Origin of the sequence: Streptomyces sp. NBC_00028 (genome assembly GCF_045041065.1) — a bacterium.
In the GTDB taxonomy this organism is placed as follows: Bacteria; Actinomycetota; Actinomycetes; order Streptomycetales; family Streptomycetaceae; genus Streptomyces.
The window spans coordinates 827,274-845,596 of record NZ_CP108293.1; the positions used below are offsets into that span (position 1 = coordinate 827,274).

An 18,323-nucleotide genomic window follows, 5' to 3' on the forward strand; every position below is an offset into this window, starting at 1 on the left:
GGTGGTCAACGCTCGGAGCTCCCAGCCGTGTTGACGCGGGCCCTGGCGGGCCCGCGTCCCCTCCTACGGCCTCAGCCCACCGCGCGCTTCACGAGCGCGCCGATCCGTTCCTCCACCTCGGCCGTCACCTCGGTCAGGGCGAACCCGGCCGCCCACATCGTGCCCTCGTCCAACTGGGCCAGATCACTGAAGCCGAGCGTCGCGTACCGCGCCTTGAACTTCTCCGCGCTCTGGAAGAAGCAGACGACCTTGCCGTCCAGCGCGTAGGCCGGCATGCCGTACCAGAGCTTGGGCGCGAGGGCCGGTGCGGCGGCGACGACAACGGCGTGCACCCGCTCGGCCATCACCCGGTCCGAGTCCGCCATCTCGGCGATCTTCGCGAGCACGTCCCGCTCGGCCTCCGCCGCCTTGTCCGCGTTCGAACGCCGCCGCGCGGCCGTCTTCATCTCCCGCGCGTGATCCTTCATCGCGGCCCGCTCCTCGGCCGTGAAACCCTCGTAGGAACCGTCGTCGGTACTGGTCATGGCTGCTCTCCCCGTGGTGAACCGTGCTGTGCCGGAATCCGGTCGGGGGACTGTATCCCGGCCGCCCACCGCGGTGAACCCTTCGCGGGCAGCGGTCAGCCCTGGCTCCCGCGCCGCAGTTCCGCCGAGAGATGGTGCTGCAACGGCTGCCCGACCGCCGCGAGATCGTGGACGAACGTGAGCGTGTCCTCGTCGGTGAGGGTGTAGCGGCGGCGGGTGGCCTCGACCTCCTTGGCCGTCGGGGTGAGGGCCACTTGGTGGGTGGACAGGTCGACGGTGTTCTCCGTGGCCCGGCCGACGGCGATCTCCGCGATACCGGTGGGCTGGGTGATCAGCGCCTCCACCCGGCCGTCGGGCTGGAGCCGCCACCAGCCGCTCTCGCGGGCCGCCGGGCGCAGCGGCGTGTCGTCCGCGTCGATCAGCCAGGCCCGCGCCTCGTAGTGGAGGAAGGGCCGGCCGTCGTGGCTGAAGGTGACCTCCTGCGCGTAGGCGAAGTCCCCGTCGAGGGTCGGGTATCCCCCGCGGCCCCGGCCGCGCCACGTGCCGAGAAGGCCGAGCACCGGCTTGAGCAGGGCGTGCGGTACGGGTGCCTCGTCCGGCCCGTGGGCTTCGCGGTACGGGTACGGGGGTGCGGCGGGGTGGGACACGGCGGTGCTCCTCGAAGTCGGGCCGGTGGCGGGAGAAGCCTAGGTCGTGTCCGCGAAGTCCCGTCGTCCGCCCGGCGGGCGGGCCGGGCGGCGTCAGGTGCGTGCTCTCGGCGTGCCGGCCACGAACCCGCGTACTGGTTGTCCGTGGGTTCGTGCCCGGTGCGGCGAGTGGGGGCACCTCCCACGCCCTCAAGGCAGTGGGGGAGCGTGCATGGCGGCTCCCGGCAGGCGGGACTTCGCGGACACGGCCCAGCCGCGCCGCCACAACCTCACTTCCGCAGCCGCTAATTCACTCGCCCGGCCGGAAGCCGAGCCCATAGGCTCCGCCCGCGCACCTGGGACGCGACACACGACCGCGAGGGGAACCCCATGGACACGCCCGGCTCACCCACCGACCGCTTCGGTCTGCTGCTCGACCAGTTCGACCGCGCCAGGGAGATGGCCCAGGTCCGGCTCATCGGCCTCGGCGACGAGGAGTACCTGTGGGAGCCCGTACCCGACTGCTGGTCGCTGCGGCGTCGCGGCGAGGCGGTGACGCCGAGGGCGTTCGGGCCGGGTGACTGGGTGCTCGACCTGGGCGCGCCGGACATCCCGGCGAACGAGTACGAGGAGGTCGGCCGACAGGTCGCCTCGGGCATGTCCGTCGAGAAGATCGCCGACGACTGGAGCGTCAGCGTGGAGCGGGTCCAGGAGATCCTCGACCACACGGGCCCACTGGAGCCCGACAGGACGCCGGTCACCACCATCGCGTGGCGCCTCGGGCATCTGCATTTCGAGTTCGCGGGCGCGTGGGAGTGGGCCTTCGGCGAGCGGCGACAGGATCCGAAGCAGATGGTCGACTTCTCGCCTTCGGCCGCCGTGACCCTTGAGCGGTTCTGGCCGGTGATCGACCGCTGGCGCGACAGCGTGGGCCGGATGACGGAGGAGCAGCTCGACACGGTCGGTTTCTCCCAGTACCCCTACGGCTCCGATGCCGACGAGCCGTACATCGGCGTGCTGTCGGGGGCCAACCTCGAGTTCATCCACCACATGGCCGAGATCGCGCTGCTGAGGGACCTGTGGCGGGCACGCTTCTGACCACAGCCGACGGCCGGGGAAATGCCGTGGAGCCGCAGCTCGGCGGCGTGTTAGCGTCCCAGCGCCGGCCGCGGGACTTCGGTGCGACTTCCGGAACCTGCCTGTACAGCAATGATTCGCAGCTCGTGCCCCCATTCCCCGGCCGGCATCCGGTACCGAGGGGGGCGGGCAAAAGGCATGGAGTCGTACGGGGATCTCGTCGCGGCCGACGACGTACTGCTCTTCGTCAACGCGGCGATCACCGCGACCGGGCAGCGCGAGTTCCACACCGACGCTGGCACGCAGCGGCTCTCGCTCGACTTCCTGCACGCGTACATGCTCGGCAACTACCGCGATCTGTACGCCGGAGTGCTGGCGCTCGACATCAACGACCACAACGCCGCGCTGATCGTCCGCCGGCTGCTGGAGACCTCCGCCGAGGCCACCGTGGAGCAGCGTCGCGGTGAAGGCCGGCTGATCGCGGGGCGGTTGGCGCTGCTGCCGCCCCAGCGGGTCTACGGGCTCTTCCGCGCGCTGCGCCGCGCCGGGGTGAACAACCGCCGTACGCGCGCGCTGCTGCGCGACTGGCTGGCCGCCCGTCCCGATCTGGCCTTCGACGCGGTCAAGTACCGCAGTGGCCTCAAGCAGGCCCTGCGGCACGCGCATCTGTCGCCGGGCGACGGGGAGCTCGGCACGTTCCTGTTCGCGCCGCTGAGCCGCGCCCACTACGACACCCCGATCCTGGAGACCTGGCGCCGGGCGCACTACGAACAGGCGGCCCTCTACGAGCTGCCGTACACCGTCGCCGAGGGCTTCGCCGCCAAGCACGGCATCGCGCGTGGCGCCTTCTTGGAGCGGATCGCGCCCCGGCTGACGCGTCTCGAGACTCTGCGGCTCCAGGAGACGGCCGAGCGACGAGGGGTCGCGGACTCGGTCAGGGCCGACCTGGCGCGGATGCCGCTGACGCGGCTCGCCGGCTATGTGCTGTCCCTGCCCGCCGCGGAGCGGGTCGAGCGGCGCGAGGAACTCACCGGCGCGCTGCGGGCGGCCGCCGTGCGGGTGGCGGGCGCGCACCGGGGGACATGGGGCCGGGTGACGGCCGTACTGGACGACAGCTTCTCCTCCTACGGCTCAGGGGTGAAGCGGCGCCGGCCGCTGGCGGTCGCCCTCGCCTGCCACTACCTCCTCGAAGCGCTCGCCGACAGCTACACCGGACTGTGGACCTCCGGCCGCCGTGACGCGCTGCTCGCGCATCCCGTGGGTCCGACCCCGCTGGGCGAGCGGATCCTCGACGCGCTCGAGACGGCCCCGGACCGGCTGGTCATCGTCTCCGACGGCTGGGACAACGCCCCGCCCGGGCTCGCCGCCGAGGTGCTCCGCGTCTGGCGCACCCGCCTCGACCCGGAGCGCCGCACCAGTGCGGTCCACCTCAACCCGGTCTACGACGCGGACGACTTCGACGTACGACGGCTCGCCCCGAGTGTGCCGACCGCGGGTGTGCGGGACGCGGAGGATCTGCCGGCGCTCGTCGAGATCGCGCAGTTCGCCGAGGGGCGGACCGGGCTGGCCGAGCTGACGGCCTACCTGGACGCCCGCGCGGAGCGGCTCACCGCCGCGCCGGGACAGCGGGCCGCGGCCGGGGGTGCGCGATGACGTCGTACAGCAAAGTCCATGCCCCCGCCGACCTGTTCGACGGACTGCGGACGCGTCCCTCGCAGGTGTGGGGCGCGGTGCGGCTGGTGCCGCTCGTGCGGGCCGAGCCGGTGGAGGACCTGCGGCTGCACCCGCGGATCCATCCCGGTCCCGGCGTGGTCGACCTGGGCCGCAAGGGCAGTTACTGCTCCTACATCCCGCACAGCTTCGTCGCCGAGTGGAGCGGGGACGGCTCCCCCGCCGCCGCCTACGGCACCCAGCTCGCCGAGGGGCGGCCCGGGCAGGAGCCGGTGGCGGCGGTCGGGCTGCACTTCCATCGGCGGATGGCACGTCAGGAGGCCCGGCGGCGGCAGCGGTTCCTGCCGCTGCACCTCGCGCTGGAGGGCTATCTCGCCCTGCACTTCGGCGGTCCCACCATCGCCTGGGAGGAGTGGTCGCGGCAGGCCGTACGGCAGGGTCTCTCGCCGCGCGTCGAGGCCGCCTACCTGGGACTACAGGTGCCGGGGCTGGCCGACGCGCTGAGCGTCTTCGAGATCCACCCCGGCCAGTGCGGTGTGCTCGTCTACCTGGCCGACGCGCTGGCCGCCGCGTTCGTGGTGCCGCATCCGGAGGACTACCGGACGCTGCATCCGACGCTGGTCCAGGACCTGTACGGCGATCTGGTGCACCACTACGCGACGCTGATGCCGCCGGTGTCGGACTTCCGGGCGCACATCGCCGGCACCGGTGTCCGGTCGCTGGGCGAGCTGCGGGCGGCCGCCGCGGAGCAGACGGACCGCTGGGCGGAGTTCCACGACACGACCATGGCGGCCGGTCTGGTGGAGCAGGAGAGCGTCTGGCAGCCGGTGCGGCGCATGGGACGTTTCACGCTCTGCCGGTTCCTGCCCGAGTTCCGTCCCAAGCAGGACAACCACATCGGCGAGGCGATCGTCGACGAGCACGGCCGGACCGTCTACCTCAAGACCTTCCGGCTCTCCGAGACCCAGGTCCGGCGCGGTTTCCTGCTCAGCCGTCTCGCCGCGCACGACTGGCATCTCGCGGACACGGCCGCAGAGTTCGGCATCGACAGCGCCGCGCTCGCCCTGCGTCTGGAGACCGCCGGTTTCGGCCATCTGCTGCGCCAGCGTCGCTGACCGGGTCAGGGCGTGCGGTTCGCCGGGGTGCGGACCATGTACACGTCCACCTCGTCCTCGGACTCCAGCACGAAGCCGTGCCGCTCGTAGAGCCTGCGGGCCGCGCTGCCCTGCAACACGTTCAGCCGGGTCAGGGCACCCTCCCGGTCTGGGCGTTCCAGCAGGCTGCTCAGGACGGCCGAGCCGATGCCCCGGCCCTGGAGGTCCGGGGCGAGGAGGAAGTGCTCCAGCCAGTAGGCGTCAGCGGCCGGCCGCAGCGCCACACACCCCACCAGGGCACCGGCCACCTCGATGACCCAGGTGTGCTCCGGCTGGTACGCGTCACGCAGCCGCTGCCGTACCCGGTGTTCGTCGTATCGCCCGAGCCGCTCGAGGTCCGCCCTCATGACGACGGCACGGATCTCGACGATCGATTCGAGATCCGCCGTCGATGCCGCTCGGAGTTCCCAGTCCGCCATGATCATGATGTTATCGCCGCGGCGGGAGAGGGCTGTCGGCCCACCGGAGCCGGGCGGATGGCCGCGATCGGGTCTCAGCCGATGGGAGCCGTACGGATCGCCGCGATGTCGAACTGGAGGCGCACCTTCTCGCTGACCATGGCCCCGCCCTCGGCCAGCCTGGAGCTGTAGTTCAGGCCCCATTCGGTGCGGTCGATCGTCGTGGTGCCGTCGAAGCCCGCGCGCTGGTAGCCGAAGGGGTCGGTGACCTGGCCGATGTAGGTGAGCTCGAGGTCGACGGGGCGGGTGGTGGCCTTGATGGTGAGGTCACCGGCCATCCGGTAGACATCGTTGCCAAGGGGTTCCACCGCGGTGCTCTTGAAACGCATCCGCGGATGGTTCGCCGAGTCGAAGAAGTCACGGCCCACCAGGTGCGCGTCCCGTTGCTCCACGCCCGTGTCGACGCTGGCCGTGGAGATCGTGATCTCGGCCTGCGAGCGGGACGGGTCACGCCCGTCGAAGTAGAGCCGGCTCTGGTACTCCGCGAACGCGCCGCGCACGGTGGTCACCATGGCGTGCCGTACCGAAAAACCGATCCTGCTGTGCGCCGGGTCGATGACCCACTCACCGGTCAGGCCGGCCAGGGCGGGGTCCGGGAGCAGGGCGGTGGGGGCGCCCGGACTGCCGGTGGGAGCGTGGGGGGTGACTGTGGGCTCCGCTCGGCGGAACGGAGTGCCACGGCTGAACAAGTTCATGATTCACCTGATTACTGCACGGGAGTTGGCGTGGCAAGCCCGCATGGGCGGTGGACGAAAACTCCACAGGTTCCCCATCCAACTCCCCCAAGGCGCGGGCGTCCGATGACCCAACCGGGGGTAAGAGGCGACAGGTTGTCCCGCATGCAGTGCACAGGAACCTCGGTGAAGGTCATGCTTCTCCCCTGTTTTGCCCTGCTGTTGGCAACGGGACGGATCACGGCCGGAGTCGGACATACGTTCCTCTCCGTGAACTCTCAAGCCACCCCCGACAGACCCGTCCGCCGTACGTTCCTGCGGGCCGGACTGACCGGCGCCGCAGCTCTCGGCACCGGCCTCACCCTCGCCGCGTCCCCGGCGTCCGCCGCCTCCCCGAGGTCGCACCCTCGCCCCGACACACCCGACGCGGCACTGCGCGAACTGGCCGCGGGCAACCGCCGCTGGCGCACCTTCCACGAGCAGCACCCGGACGAGACACCGGCCACCCGTCAGGCCCTCGTCTCCGGCCAGCACCCCTTCGCGGTCGTCCTCGGCTGCATCGACTCCCGGGTCCCTCCCGAGCTGGTCTTCGACCAGGGGCTCGGCGACCTGATGACCGTGCGCAGCGCCGGCGAGGTCCTGGACGAGGCCGTGCTCGGCAGCATCGCGTACGGGGTGCTCGAACTGGCGATACCGCTGGTCCTCGTCCTCGGGCACCAGTCGTGCGGCGCGGTGCGGGCGGCGGTGGAGGCCGAGGAGTCGGGTGAGCAACTACCCGCGCACATCCAGTACTTGGCCGACCAGATACGACCGAACATCGATCACACGAAGGACGGCGCCGCGCGTATCGACGCGACGATCGACGCCAACGTCCGCGCGGTCCGCGCGCGTCTGGCGGCCGAGCCCGACCTCGCGGCGAAGGTGACGGGCGGACAACTGGCCATCGTGGGCGCGCGTTACGAGCTGAGCAGCCAGCGCGTGCATCGCGTCGACAGCTGACGCACGAGGGCGGCCCCGGGTCGGTGTCCCGGGGCCGCCCACCGCGTCACCGCGCTGTCGGCTCAGCTCATGACGAGAGCCATTCGGTGGCGTTGAGGGCGAGGGCGGCGTTGGTGGCGCCGGAGTCGTTCCAGCCGTCGTAGAGCGTGTTGCCCGACTGGCCCGTGCCGTCGTCGATGGGTGAGCTGTCGCCCCAGAAGGCGACCTTGCCGCTGCCGAAGGTGCTGGTGGCGAAGAACGCGCCGGTGTTGCCGGAGTAACCGGTGCGGTAGAGCAGGCCCTTGACCGAGGAGTTGTCGGCGGGCTTGAGCGTGGCCGTCGTGCCGCTCGCGATCAGGCTCTTGGTGACCGTGCCGAAGGAGCCGTGCAGGACCGCGTTGCTGCTGTCGCTGATCGCGCTCGGGTAGTCGGAGCTGATGCTGAGGGAGTCGATGGAGAAGCCGAACGGGTCGGTGGAGTCGACGCTGTTGTTGGTCATCAGGTCGTTGAGGATCTCGACCGCGTCCTCGCCGTCGTTGTTGCGGTCGGCACCGGTGTGGTCGGAGATCATGAACAGACCGCCGCCGTTCTTCACGAAGTTCATGATCGCCGTCTTCTCGGCGGTCGTGAACAGCGTGTTGGGCTCCGGCAGCACCAGCGTGTCGAATTTCGACAGGTCGGTGGCCGAGGTGCCGCCGTAGGTGAGGCTCGACCCCGACGGCAGCGTGTCCAGCGAGTAGTCGCCGGTCTGTTGAAGGGCGACGCCCCAGGACGACAGGGCGCCGGTCCAGTCGGTCTCGGCGGACGGTGAGGCGTCCTGGCCCAGCGGGTCGGGCTGGCTGGTGGAGATGATCCAGTCGGCGTTGCCGGCCGTCTCGGCGTGGGCGTTGTCGAACAGGACGCGGTGGGGGGTGGCCGCGGCGGCCGGGGTCACCGTGACCGCCTGGACGGCGGCGCCGGTGGCCAGCAGGCCGAACACGGTGACGGCGGTGGTGAGTCTGTGGCGGGACTTGCCCAGGACGAGCATGCGAGGAACCTCCATGAGTGGGGGGACGGGAGGCGGTGCGGATGCCGGATCTTCGCGCGTAGAGCGGCAGTTGGGACGCCCACCGCTCGACACAGGCGGGACGCTACACACAAGATCCAGAAGGGCGGCAGGGCCTGCCGGGGGTTCATGTCGATCTCTTACCCCGCTGGAAGATCGACCGGGGCACTACGCTCCCGGGCATGGCTCAGTCTCCCTCCCCCGCCCGGATCATCACGCGGCTCGTCGACGGACGTGTCCACGCCTACGACCTGGCCGTCGACACCACCGGCGTCCTGGCCCCCGTCATGACCTTTCGGCCGGTCGACGGGGACGACGTCGTGGGACACACCGCTGCCGCCGATCTCCGACGCGCCTACTACACGACGCTCCACGCGGTCGTCTGCGTGACACCGGAGGGGACCGAGGTCTGGCGGTCGGTGTTCGAGCCGCGGTCAGAACAGCGGTACGGGCACCGGCCGAGCTGCGCGCTGTCGACGGACGGCCGGACGATGTGGGTGTACCGGCCTGACGCCATGGCGGGCCGCGGGCCCGACCGTTGGGTCGCCCTGGACGCCGGGACCGGAGCGGTGCTCGCGGAGGCGGAGCTGGAGACCGTCGGGCACGGCGGCGAGCACCTTCTGCACCCGGCGGGCGACGCGGTCCTCCTCGATGTCGGAGAAGGGCAGGACGGCTCGGCCATCCACCGCGCGACCCTCACCGGCGACCGGCTCGACCTCGTCCGCTACCCCTGGATCGACCGGTGTCTCATCGCCCTGTCCCCCGACGGCAGCGGGTTCATGACGGTGGACCACGACCAGGGTGACGTCTCCCTCCACACCTACCCGGACGGCCGGCCGACGCTCACCCTCCGCGTCGAGGCCTTCGGACACGACTCGGACGAGACCTTCGTGGAATGGAGCGGCGGCTATCTGACCCAGGACACCGTCGTCGTCACCCTCGTCGGCGAGACCGAGGACGAGGAGGAGTGGTTTAGCCACTACCGTGTCGACCTACGCTCCGACGGCACCCCGACGCCGTTCGACGCCCACGCGGAGCACGCCTACGACCTGCACCCCCTCGGAGACGGAACCTGGCTCACGACGTCCCCTTCCGGCCACCCGTCCCGCTGGTCCGACTCCTAGCGCGCCCGCACCCCTCGCGCACGCGCGTGGCGTCGGCACCGGCCTGCCCGTTCCCACGCTGATCGGCCAGTACTGTGCCGACACGGGGACTCGACCACGTATGCGAAGAAGTGGGTGGACGGCATGGCCGGTAAGGCGAAGGAGAAGCTGGGGCGGAAGGTCTATGAGGGTGAACTGCTCAGGTTGCAGACCGAGTTGGTGAAGCTCCAGGAGTGGGTGCGGGCGGAGGGCGCGCGGCTGGTCGTCGTCTTCGAGGGGCGGGACGCGGCCGGCAAGGGCGGCACGATCAAGCGGGTCTCCGAGCATCTCAACCCCCGCGTCGCACGGATCGCGGCCCTGCCGAAGCCGACCGAGCGGGAGCGGACGCAGTGGTACTTCCAGCGGTACGTCGAACATCTCCCGGCCGCCGGAGAGATCGTGCTGTTCGACCGGTCCTGGTACAACCGGGCCGGCGTGGAGCGTGTGATGGGGTTCTGCACCCAGGAGGAGTACCAGCTGTTCCTGCGCCAGTGCCCGATCTTCGAGCGGATGCTGGTGGAGGACGGGATCCTGCTGCGCAAGTACTGGTTCTCGGTGAGCGACGTCGAGCAGCAGGACCGTTTCCGGCGCCGCCTCGACGACCCGCTGCGCCGCTGGAAGCTGTCCCCGATGGACCTGGAGTCGCTCAGCCGCTGGGAGGAGTACTCCCGGGCCAAGGACGAGATGATGGTGCACACCGACATCACCGAGGCACCGTGGTTCATCGTCGAGAGCGACGACAAGAAGCGGGCGCGGCTGAACATGATCGCCCATCTGCTGGCCTCCGTGCCGTACCAGGAGGTCCCGCCGCCGGTCCTGGAGCTCCCGGAGCGCCCGGCGTCCACCGGTTATGTTCGTACGCCGCGTGATCTCCAGACCTACGTCCCGGACCACACGGCGAGCCTCTGATCCCCGCGGGTCATCCGCTGGTGCGCAGGGGTTCGGCGGGGGCGTCCGCCTGCCGGAGTTCGGCGAGGAGCTCGTTCTGGCCGGCGAGCAGCTCGGTGAGGATCCGGCGGGCGGCGCGCAGCAGTTCGGCGACGTCGCCGCCGGCGAGGGCGTAGCGGACGGTGGAGCCTTCCCGCATGGACACGACGATGCCGGAGCGTCGCAGCACCGCCAGTTGCTGGGAGAGGCTGGACGGTTCGATCTCGATGTCGGCCAGCAGGTCCCGTACGGACACCGGTCCGTGCTGAAGGAGCTCCAGCACCCTGATCCGCACGGGGTGGCCGAGCATGCGGAAGAACTCCGCCTTGACCTGGTAGAGGGGGGCCTGCATGGATGCTCGCTCCTTGTCGGCTGAGGGACTGCGGCTGCCGGGGTGCGACGGCACCTGAGGGGGCGCCGCCGCACCACAGGCCGCCCTCGGACGCCGATCCTTCACGTCCCGGGCCGTGCGCGAACACACATTGGAACCATGCTGATGTGGTGACTTGAAGAAGTCTTCACATGAAGGGCAGCGGTGGTCCCGGCGGCGGCGCCCGTGTCAGATCTCGATGCCCTCCTCGACCCGTTTGAGCTGGTGCCGGGCCATGGCCAGGTTCGAGCGGGCCTTGTCGAGGACGAGGTAGAGGAACAGGCCGTTGCCGCTGCGGCCGGTGACCGGGCGGATCAGGTGGTACTGGCTGTCCAGCGTGATCAGCATGTCCTCGATCCGGCCCTTGAGGCCGACCTGCTCCATGGTGCGCACCTTGGCCCGGACGACGTCCGTGTTGCCGGCCGCGGCGACGGTCAGGTCCAGGTCCTTGCTCCCGCCCAGGGTGCCCAGCGCCATTCCGCTGGTGTAGTCGACGACCGCGGCCCCCAGAGCCCCCTCGACCCCGGCCATCATCTCCTTCAGCGACACTTCCACACTCGCCACAGTGCCTCCCTTGCGCTGTGTTGACTGCGACGGACCGGCGCCGCCGGCCCGCCTCGATGTCCCGGACCGTACGCACGCGGCCCGTCCGCGAGGAGCGACTCTCTGGGACTGATCCGTGAGGGCCCGACTACGACCGGACAGTGGCGTGACCGGACCGTTCGATGGACCTGAACTTCCGTGTTCGACCGAGAAGTTGACTCGCCCCCGGCCTGTTTCGCCGTCGCCCCGGCCCCCGCCGGAGCGGGGCGCCGAGCGGCCCTCCCGGCGTTGGGCCGATCGGCCCCGGTCCTGGTCCCATGGGGCCCTGGGGCGGGCGGGGGTCCGGGGGCGAGGGTGGTGTGCGGCGGGGCCGTGTCCCGCACTTCCGCGTTCCCCCTCATCCCCGGAGGCTTCATGCTGTCCGCAGAGTCCGCCGCCGTCGTCCGGGCCACGCTGCCCGCCGTGGCCGGAGCCCTCGACGAGATCACCACGCGCTTCTACGGCGCGATGTTCCGCGACCGCCCCGAACTGCTGGACGGGATGTTCAACCGGGGCAACCAGGCGAGCGGCGCCCAGCGCCGGGCCCTGGCCGGGTCGATAGCGGGCTTCGCGACCGCGCTCCTCGCCGACCCGGACGTCCGTCCGGACGCGCTGCTGGCGCGGATCGCGCACAAGCACACCGCGGTCGGGGTCACCGACGACCAGTACACGATCGTCCACAAGTACCTGTTCGGCGCGATCGCCGAGGTGCTCGGCGACGCGGTCACCCCCGAGGTGGCCGCGGCCTGGGACGAGGTGTACTGGCTGATGGCCGGCGCGCTCATCGCCCAGGAGTCCCGCCTCTACCAGGACGCGGGCGTCGTGCCCGGGGACGTCTGGCGGCCGTGGACGGTCGTCGGGCGCCACGAGGAGACCGCGGACGTCGTCTCCTTCGTCCTGCGTCCGGCCGACGGCGCCCCGGCCCCGGCGGCGAGGGCCGGGCAGTACGTGAGCGTCCGGGCCCTGATGCCGGACGGCGTGCACCAGTTGCGCCAGTACAGTCTGTCCGGCGACCCGGGCGGCGAGCTGCGGCGGATCACCGTCAAGCGGGTGGGCGGCGGGGAGGTGTCCACCCTGTTGCACGCCACCGTGCGGGCCGGCGACGAGCTGACCCTGTCCCTGCCGTTCGGCGACGTCGCCCTCGACGAGTCGGACACCCCGCTCGTCCTCGCCTCCGCCGGCATCGGCTGCACGCCCATGGTCGGCATGCTGGCCCGCCTCGCCGCCACCGGCTCCACCCGCCGGGTGCTGGTCCTGCACGCCGACGACTCCCCCGGCACCCACGCCCTGCGCACCGAGACGCGCGCCCTCACCGAGCGGCTGCCGCAGGCCGACGCCGTGTTCTGGTACGAGCGTGTCGGCATCGCCGAACCCGAGGCCCGCTCCGGTCTGATGGACCTCGACGGGGTCGACGTGCCCGCCGGCGCGACCGTGTACCTGTGCGGCCCGCTGCCGTTCATGCGCGCCGTCCGCACCCAGCTGCTCGACCGCGGCATCCCGCCGCGTCACATCCGCTACGAGGTCTTCGGCCCCGACCTGTGGCTGCCGGATGCCTCCTGACGCAGGGGACGACCCATCCGCGGCGCCCACGGCCTCGTGGAAGAGGACGCTGAGCATCCGCCGGCCGTCCCCGCATCCGGCCGGGCCTGGCTCATGCCGCCCGGCTCCCGGTCGGCGCCCACACCGACCGGTACGGCGGCCGCCGACGCTGCTCGCGGTGGCGGCCCCGGCACCCTGGTCCGCGGCGGTACGTGGGTGCGCCGGGTGGCGCCGCTCCGGGCGCCGGTGTCGGGAGCCGCGGGCGGTCCGCGGCGGTGGGGCGGTCCGGTGGGCCGGACACCAGCCACACCATGAACCGGCGGCTGCCGCTGCGTGCCGTACCCGGTGTCGGCCCGGCCGGCGAGCGTCGTACCGCTGTGAGACGGCCATCGGGCGCATATGCGGCGGACAGGTTCCGCCGGGGTACGGACAGTAAGCGACATAGCGTCCCGGGTCCCGTCCGGGTGCGGTGAGATGACCCGCACCATCACCGGCGGCGGATGGGAAATGGCATGGACCTGGTTCCAGTAGCGGACGAGGCGGGCGGCGGGGAGCGGACACCCTGCGGCTGCGGCGGGGAACTCCGGCCGGGAGCCGACGAGGACCGGTTCCGCGGCCTCCTGGAAGCGGCACCGGACGCGATGGTCATCGTGGACGACAGCGGCATCATCAAACTCGTCAACGCCCAGACCGAGGCCCTGTTCGGCTATCGCCGCGAGGAACTCCTCGGCCATCCGGTGGAGTTGCTGATCCCGCACCGCTTCCGCCCGCACCACACCCGGCACCGCGGCGGATACGCCGCCAACCGGCAGGTCCGGCCCATGGGCGCCGGGCTCGATCTGCACGGACTGCGCAAGGACGGCACCGAGTTCCCGGTCGAGATCAGCCTGAGCCCGCTGGAGACCGCGGACGGGCTGCTGGTGTCCGCCGCGGTCCGCGACGTCAGTGACCGCAGGGCGGCCGAGGCCCGGATCAACGAACTCGCCGCGCTCGTCGAGTCCTCCCAGGACGCGATCCTCGCCAAGACCCTCGACGGGTACATCACCTACTGGAACGCCGCCGCGCAGAGCCTGTACGGCTACACCGCCAAGGAGGCCATCGGCCGCCATGTCTCGGTGCTGGCCGCGAGGGAGAAGCGCGGGGAGGTCGCCGCCCTGCTGCAACGGCTGCGGCACGGGGAGAAGGTCGAGCACTTCGAGACCCTGCGCCTGACCCGCGGCGGCGAACTGCTGGACGTCGACGTCACCCTGTGGCCCACCCGCGACACCGGCGGACGGGTCGTCGGCGCCTGCGCCATCGTCCGCGACATCAGCGACCGCAAACGGGCCGAGGCCGAACTCAAGGTCCTCTACGAGCAGCAGCGGCACATCGCGCTGACCCTGCAACGCAGTCTGATGGGCACCCCGGCCACGATCCCCGGGCTGGCCACGGCGAGCCGGTACCGGCCGGCCACCCAGGGTGCGGGCGTGGGCGGCGACTGGTTCGACCTGATCCCGCTGGGGGCCGGCCGGGTGGGGGTCCTGATCGGCGACGTGATGGGCCGCGGGCTGGAAGCCGCCGCCGTGATGGGCCAGTTGCGCTCCGCCGCGCACGCCCTGGCCAAGACCGGCATGCAGCCCCGCCAGCTGATGCAGGCCCTGGACACCTGTGTCGCCGACCTGGACGTCCCCGACCAGCTGGTCACCTGCTGCTATCTGGTCGTCGCCCCGGACAGCGGCACCGTCACCCTCTGCTCCGCCGGCCATCTGCCCGTCCTGGTCGCTCCCCCGGGCCGCGCCGTGAGCGGTCTGCGGACCCCGGTGAACGCTCCGCTCGGCGTCGGCGGCATCCTCTACGAGCAGTCCTGCGCGGACATCCCGCCCGGCGCCACCCTCGTCCTCTACACCGACGGGCTGATCGAGACACCCGGCAGCGACATCGAGGAGCGCCTCGGCCAACTCACCTCCGTGCTCGACTCGTTCGCCGTCGACGCACCCTGTCTGGAGAGCGCGGCGGACCACGTCCTGACCAGTCTGCTGCCCGACGCCGACAGCCACGACGACGACGTGACCCTGCTGCTGGCGCAGCTTCCGGCCGCACCGCTGGCAGCGCTCACCACCGATCTGCCGGCCCTGCCGTCCTCGGTGCCCGAGGGGCGCGCCTTCCTCAACAAGGCGCTCACCGCCTGGGAGTGCGGCGGCCCTGCGGAGGAGGCCCGGCTGCTGCTCTCCGAGATCCTCACCAACGCGGTCCAGCACGCCGAGGGCCCCATCGGGCTGCATCTGTGCCGGACGGCCACGGACCTCACCGTGGAGGTGAGCGACCGCAGTCCGCACCTGCCCCAGCCGCGGATAGCGGCGCAGGACGAGGAGTCGGGCCGCGGTCTGCTGCTGGTCCGTGCCCTGGCCGACGGCTGGGGGGTGCGCCCCACCGACGAGGGCAAGACCACCTGGTTCACGCTCAAGCTCTGAGGCGCGCGCCCCGCGCTACATGTCCTGGACGGGGACGCGCCACACGAGCCTCGTACCGCCACCGGACGGCGAGTCGGACTCCAGTTCCCCGCCGAGTTGTTCGGCGCGTTCGGCCATGTTGCGCAGCCCGCTGCGGCGGCCTCCGGCCGGGATGCCCACGCCGTCGTCGGAGACGGTCAGCCGCAGATCGCGGCCGTCCGTCTCCAGGACCACGTCGGCGCGCGTCGCCCGCGCGTGCCGGGCGATGTTGGTCAGGGCCTCGGAGAGGACGGCCACCGCGTGCTCGGCGACGTCCTTGGGCACATGGGTGTCCAGCAGGCCCTCCATCCGCACGCTGGGCGCGAAGCCCAGCACCGGTGCCGCCTCCCCTACGGCTCGCACCACGCGGGCCCGCAGTCCGGAGCCGGGGGTGTCCTCGCGCGAGCGCAGGCCGAAGATGGTCGACCTGATGATCTTGATGGTCTCGTCAAGGTCGTCCACCGCCCGCGCCACCCGCTTCGACGCCTCGGAGTGGTCGATGAAACGGCCCGCGCTCTGCAGGGTCATGCCGGTGGCGAAGAGCCGCTGGATCGCGAGGTCGTGCAGGTCCCGGGCGATCCGGTCGCGGTCCTGGAGGACGGCGATCTGAGCGGCGTCGCGCCGGCGGTCCGCCAGCTCCATGGCGACCGCGGCCTGTGCGGCGAACGCCTGGAGCGGCTCGATCTCCTGCCCGGCGTACACGGTGTGCCCGGCCTCCCGCACCAGCAGCACGACGCCTCGTACGCCCTCGCCCGTGCCGATGGGTACGGCCACCGCGGGCCCGAGCCCGTCGACGCCCGACGGGACGGCCGATATCCACGCGTCCCGTGCGACGTCGGCGACGGTGGCGGGCACCCCACTGGAGAAGGCCCGGCCGATCAGCCCGTCGTCCACGGAGGCCAGCAGGCCCCGGTAGGCGTCGGCGCCCGCCCCGATGGCCAGTTCCGTCGCCAGCGAGCCGGTGCCCTCCACCGGGACCGCGACCAGCGCGAGCGCGGCGGCGGTGATCTCCCGGGCCCGTTCGGCGATCACCCGCAGGACCGTGCCGCGCTCGCTGCCGGACATCACACCGTGCGTGATCTCGGCGGTGGCCCGCAGCCAGCGCTCGCGCAGCCGGGACTCCTCGTACAGACGGGCGTTGTCGATGGCCACACCGGCGGCGACGGCGAGCGTCGACAGCACCGACTCGTCCTCCTCGTCGAACTGCGCCCCGCCCCGCTTCTCCGTCAGGTACAGGTTGCCGAAGACCTGGTCACGCACCCGGATCGGGACGCCGAGGAAGGTGTTCATGGGCGGGTGATGGGCCGGGAAGCCGTACGAGGCCGGGTGCTCGGAGATCTTCACCAGTCGCAGCGGCTCCGGGTGCGTGATCAACTCACCGAGGATGCCGTGCCCCTCGGGGTAGGGGCCGATCCGGGCGATCTGCTCCTCGCTGACGCCGACGGTGTGGAACGCCGAGAGCCGCTTGCCGTCCGAGCCGATCACACCCAGCGCCGCGTACCGCGCGTCGACCAGCACCGCCGCGGCCTCCACGATGCTGCGCAGCGCCTGCTCCAGGTCGAGCTCGCGCCCCACCGAGAGGACCGCCTCCAGCAGACTGTGCACCCGGTCGCGGGTGCCGCGGGCCGCGTCGAGACGCGCCTGCAATTCCTCCAGCAGCTCGTCCAACCTCAGCTGCGGCAGCCGCACCCGGGCCATAGAGAACTCCTCGGAGCTTCCCACCTGCGATCCTCCGGCTCCGTACGCCCTGCGGCGGCCTACCGTGCCACCTTCCTGCCACGGTATCCGCCCGCCGGACCCGGCGGCAGACAAGCCCCGGGGGCCCGCGGTGCCTGCCGGTTCAGCGGCCGTCCCGGCGGAGCCGGTCCTGGGCCTGGGTGGCGATGACGGCGGCCTGGATACGGCGCTCGACGCCCAGCTTGGCCAGCAGCCGGGAGATGTGGTTCTTGACGGTCTTCTCGGCGAGATACAGCCGCTGCCCGATCTGGCGGTTGGTGAGACCCTCGCCGATCAGGGCCAGGATCTCCCGTTCCCGCTCCGTCAGGCCTGGCAGTGCCTCGGGCTCCTCCTCGTGTTTCTCTCCCTCGCGCAGCCGGGTCATCAGCTTGGTGGTGGCGGACGGGTCGAGCAGCGACTGGCCCGCGGCGACGGTGCGCACGGCGGAGACCAGGTCGGAGCCCTGGATCTGCTTGAGGACGTACCCGGACGCCCCGGCCATGATCGAGTCCAGCAGGGCCTCCTCGTCGTCGAAGGAGGTCAGCATCAGACAGACCAGCTCGGGCATGCGCGAGCGCAGTTCCCGGCAGACGGTCACGCCGTCGCCGTCCGGGAGGCGTACGTCGAGGACGGCGACCTGGGGGCGCAGGGCGGGGACCCGCACCAGGGCCTGCTCGACGGTGCCGGCCTCGCCGACGACGGTGATGTCCGGTTCGTCGTCGAGCAGGTCGCGCACCCCGCGTCGTACCACCTCGTGGTCGTCCAGCAGGAAGACCCTGATCGGGTCCTCGGGGCCGGGCTGTCCAGCGCCGTCCGCCATCGAACGCTCCTCGTCGCGTGTGCGTCGCTTCTCCCTGCGATCCTTCTCGTTTTCAGGCCCGAAGACCAGGGCCATCCGGCCCTAGCCCCGGTGGAGGTCGCGGCGTTCCATCGCCTTCATGACCATCAAGAGGGAACTGGACGGTTCCGAAGCCCTGAGACTGCTCGGCGGGGTGTCCCTGGGCCGGGTCGTCTTCACCCGTCACGCGCTGCCGCAGATCCGCCCCGTCAACCACGTCGTGGACGGCGGCGACATCGTCATCCGCACCCACGAGGGCGCGGCCCTGACCTCGCACACCCGCCAGGCGGACGGCCAGGGGGTGGTGGTCGCGTACGAGGCGGACGTCATCGACCCGGACACCCATCTCGGCTGGAGCGTCGTCGTCACCGGATACGCGCATCTGGTGACCGACCCGCGGGAACTGGCCCGGTACCGGACGATGCTGCGGCCCTGGGTGGACCAGACGGCGGACTACGCCGTCCGAATCCGCCCCGACCTGGTGACCGGGGTCCTGCTCACCGCAGCGGACGCGGTACCCGATATGTGAAAAAA

General features: G+C 71.6%; 18 protein-coding genes. 9 read left to right on the forward strand and 9 right to left on the reverse strand.

Annotation, left to right across the window (positions count from 1 at the left end; translation table 11 throughout):
• Positions 1 to 71 precede the first annotated feature (71 nt).
• Both OG885_RS03630 and OG885_RS03635 read right to left on the reverse strand, forming a co-directional pair.
• Complete coding sequence (locus tag OG885_RS03630) at positions 72 to 524, reverse strand: hypothetical protein (protein ID WP_405725843.1); 453 nt, start codon at positions 522 to 524, stop codon at positions 72 to 74.
• Between the two features lie 95 nt (positions 525 to 619).
• Entirely contained in the window at positions 620 to 1,171 is a 552-nt protein-coding gene (locus OG885_RS03635; protein WP_405725846.1) for an FABP family protein, read from the reverse strand.
• 369 nt (positions 1,172 to 1,540) lie between these two features.
• On the opposite strand from OG885_RS03635, the gene OG885_RS03640 reads away from it, so the two are divergent.
• The 3 genes from OG885_RS03640 to OG885_RS03650 all read left to right on the forward strand — a co-directional run bounded on the left by OG885_RS03640 (position 1,541) and on the right by OG885_RS03650 (position 5,013).
• Complete coding sequence (locus OG885_RS03640) at positions 1,541 to 2,248, forward strand: DinB family protein (RefSeq protein ID WP_405725849.1); 708 nt, start codon at positions 1,541 to 1,543, stop codon at positions 2,246 to 2,248.
• Positions 2,249 to 2,425: 177 nt separating this feature from the next.
• Positions 2,426 to 3,880 carry a hypothetical protein gene (locus tag OG885_RS03645; protein ID WP_405725852.1) on the forward strand — a complete coding sequence of 485 codons (1,455 nt, stop codon included), beginning with the start codon at positions 2,426 to 2,428 and terminating at the stop codon, positions 3,878 to 3,880.
• Positions 3,877 to 5,013, forward strand: coding sequence for an ARPP-2 domain-containing protein (locus OG885_RS03650; protein WP_405725855.1), 1,137 nt, complete (start codon positions 3,877 to 3,879; stop codon positions 5,011 to 5,013). The genes OG885_RS03645 and OG885_RS03650 overlap by 4 nt, the downstream gene beginning before the upstream one ends.
• Positions 5,014 to 5,018: 5 nt before the next feature.
• Here OG885_RS03650 and OG885_RS03655 read toward each other — a convergent pair whose 3' ends face one another.
• Together OG885_RS03655 and OG885_RS03660 are read right to left on the reverse strand one after the other, a co-directional pair.
• Positions 5,019 to 5,471: a GNAT family N-acetyltransferase gene (locus OG885_RS03655; protein WP_405725858.1), complete on the reverse strand. Its 453-nt coding sequence runs from the start codon at positions 5,469 to 5,471 to the stop codon at positions 5,019 to 5,021.
• 74 nt (positions 5,472 to 5,545) lie between these two features.
• Positions 5,546 to 6,205, reverse strand: coding sequence for a YceI family protein (locus OG885_RS03660; protein WP_405725861.1), 660 nt, complete (start codon positions 6,203 to 6,205; stop codon positions 5,546 to 5,548).
• Positions 6,206 to 6,454: 249 nt separating this feature from the next.
• Here OG885_RS03660 and OG885_RS03665 point away from each other — a divergent pair, with 249 nt between their 5' ends.
• Positions 6,455 to 7,183, forward strand: coding sequence for a carbonic anhydrase (locus OG885_RS03665; RefSeq protein WP_399964272.1), 729 nt, complete (start codon positions 6,455 to 6,457; stop codon positions 7,181 to 7,183).
• A gap of 67 nt (positions 7,184 to 7,250) precedes the next feature.
• Here OG885_RS03665 and OG885_RS03670 read toward each other — a convergent pair whose 3' ends face one another.
• Positions 7,251 to 8,189: a hydrolase gene (locus OG885_RS03670; protein ID WP_405725865.1), complete on the reverse strand. Its 939-nt coding sequence runs from the start codon at positions 8,187 to 8,189 to the stop codon at positions 7,251 to 7,253.
• 200 nt (positions 8,190 to 8,389) lie between these two features.
• On the opposite strand from OG885_RS03670, the gene OG885_RS03675 reads away from it, so the two are divergent.
• Both OG885_RS03675 and ppk2 read left to right on the forward strand, forming a co-directional pair.
• Complete coding sequence (locus tag OG885_RS03675) at positions 8,390 to 9,331, forward strand: hypothetical protein (RefSeq protein ID WP_405725867.1); 942 nt, start codon at positions 8,390 to 8,392, stop codon at positions 9,329 to 9,331.
• Between the two features lie 123 nt (positions 9,332 to 9,454).
• On the forward strand, positions 9,455 to 10,258 hold the full coding sequence (gene ppk2, locus OG885_RS03680; RefSeq protein WP_405725870.1) for a polyphosphate kinase 2: 804 nt from the start codon (positions 9,455 to 9,457) through the stop codon (positions 10,256 to 10,258).
• Between the two features lie 10 nt (positions 10,259 to 10,268).
• Here the strand turns inward: ppk2 and OG885_RS03685 are convergent, their stop codons facing one another.
• Positions 10,269 to 10,628 (reverse strand): metalloregulator ArsR/SmtB family transcription factor, encoded by a 360-nt coding sequence (locus OG885_RS03685; protein ID WP_329331850.1) that lies wholly within the window; start codon positions 10,626 to 10,628, stop codon positions 10,269 to 10,271.
• 207 nt (positions 10,629 to 10,835) lie between these two features.
• Entirely contained in the window at positions 10,836 to 11,210 is a 375-nt protein-coding gene (locus tag OG885_RS03690; protein WP_399964276.1) for a hypothetical protein, read from the reverse strand.
• Positions 11,211 to 11,603: 393 nt separating this feature from the next.
• Between OG885_RS03690 and OG885_RS03695 the strand changes: the two genes are divergently transcribed.
• Together OG885_RS03695 and OG885_RS03700 are read left to right on the forward strand one after the other, a co-directional pair.
• Complete coding sequence (locus tag OG885_RS03695) at positions 11,604 to 12,788, forward strand: globin domain-containing protein (protein ID WP_405725874.1); 1,185 nt, start codon at positions 11,604 to 11,606, stop codon at positions 12,786 to 12,788.
• Between the two features lie 491 nt (positions 12,789 to 13,279).
• Positions 13,280 to 15,217, forward strand: coding sequence for a PAS domain S-box protein (locus tag OG885_RS03700; RefSeq protein WP_405725877.1), 1,938 nt, complete (start codon positions 13,280 to 13,282; stop codon positions 15,215 to 15,217).
• 15 nt (positions 15,218 to 15,232) lie between these two features.
• Here the strand turns inward: OG885_RS03700 and OG885_RS03705 are convergent, their stop codons facing one another.
• Together OG885_RS03705 and OG885_RS03710 are read right to left on the reverse strand one after the other, a co-directional pair.
• Positions 15,233 to 16,933, reverse strand: a complete 1,701-nt coding sequence (locus tag OG885_RS03705) for a GAF domain-containing protein (RefSeq protein WP_405742563.1) — start codon at positions 16,931 to 16,933, stop codon at positions 15,233 to 15,235.
• A 142-nt stretch (positions 16,934 to 17,075) separates the two neighbouring features.
• A complete protein-coding gene (locus OG885_RS03710) occupies positions 17,076 to 17,771 on the reverse strand; it encodes a response regulator (RefSeq protein ID WP_405725880.1) in 696 nt (231 codons plus the stop codon).
• Positions 17,772 to 17,889: 118 nt separating this feature from the next.
• Here OG885_RS03710 and OG885_RS03715 point away from each other — a divergent pair, with 118 nt between their 5' ends.
• The gene (locus tag OG885_RS03715) at positions 17,890 to 18,318 is read left to right on the forward strand and encodes a pyridoxamine 5'-phosphate oxidase family protein (protein ID WP_405725883.1); all 429 of its coding nucleotides are present in this window, start codon (positions 17,890 to 17,892) and stop codon (positions 18,316 to 18,318) included.
• Positions 18,319 to 18,323 lie beyond the last annotated feature (5 nt).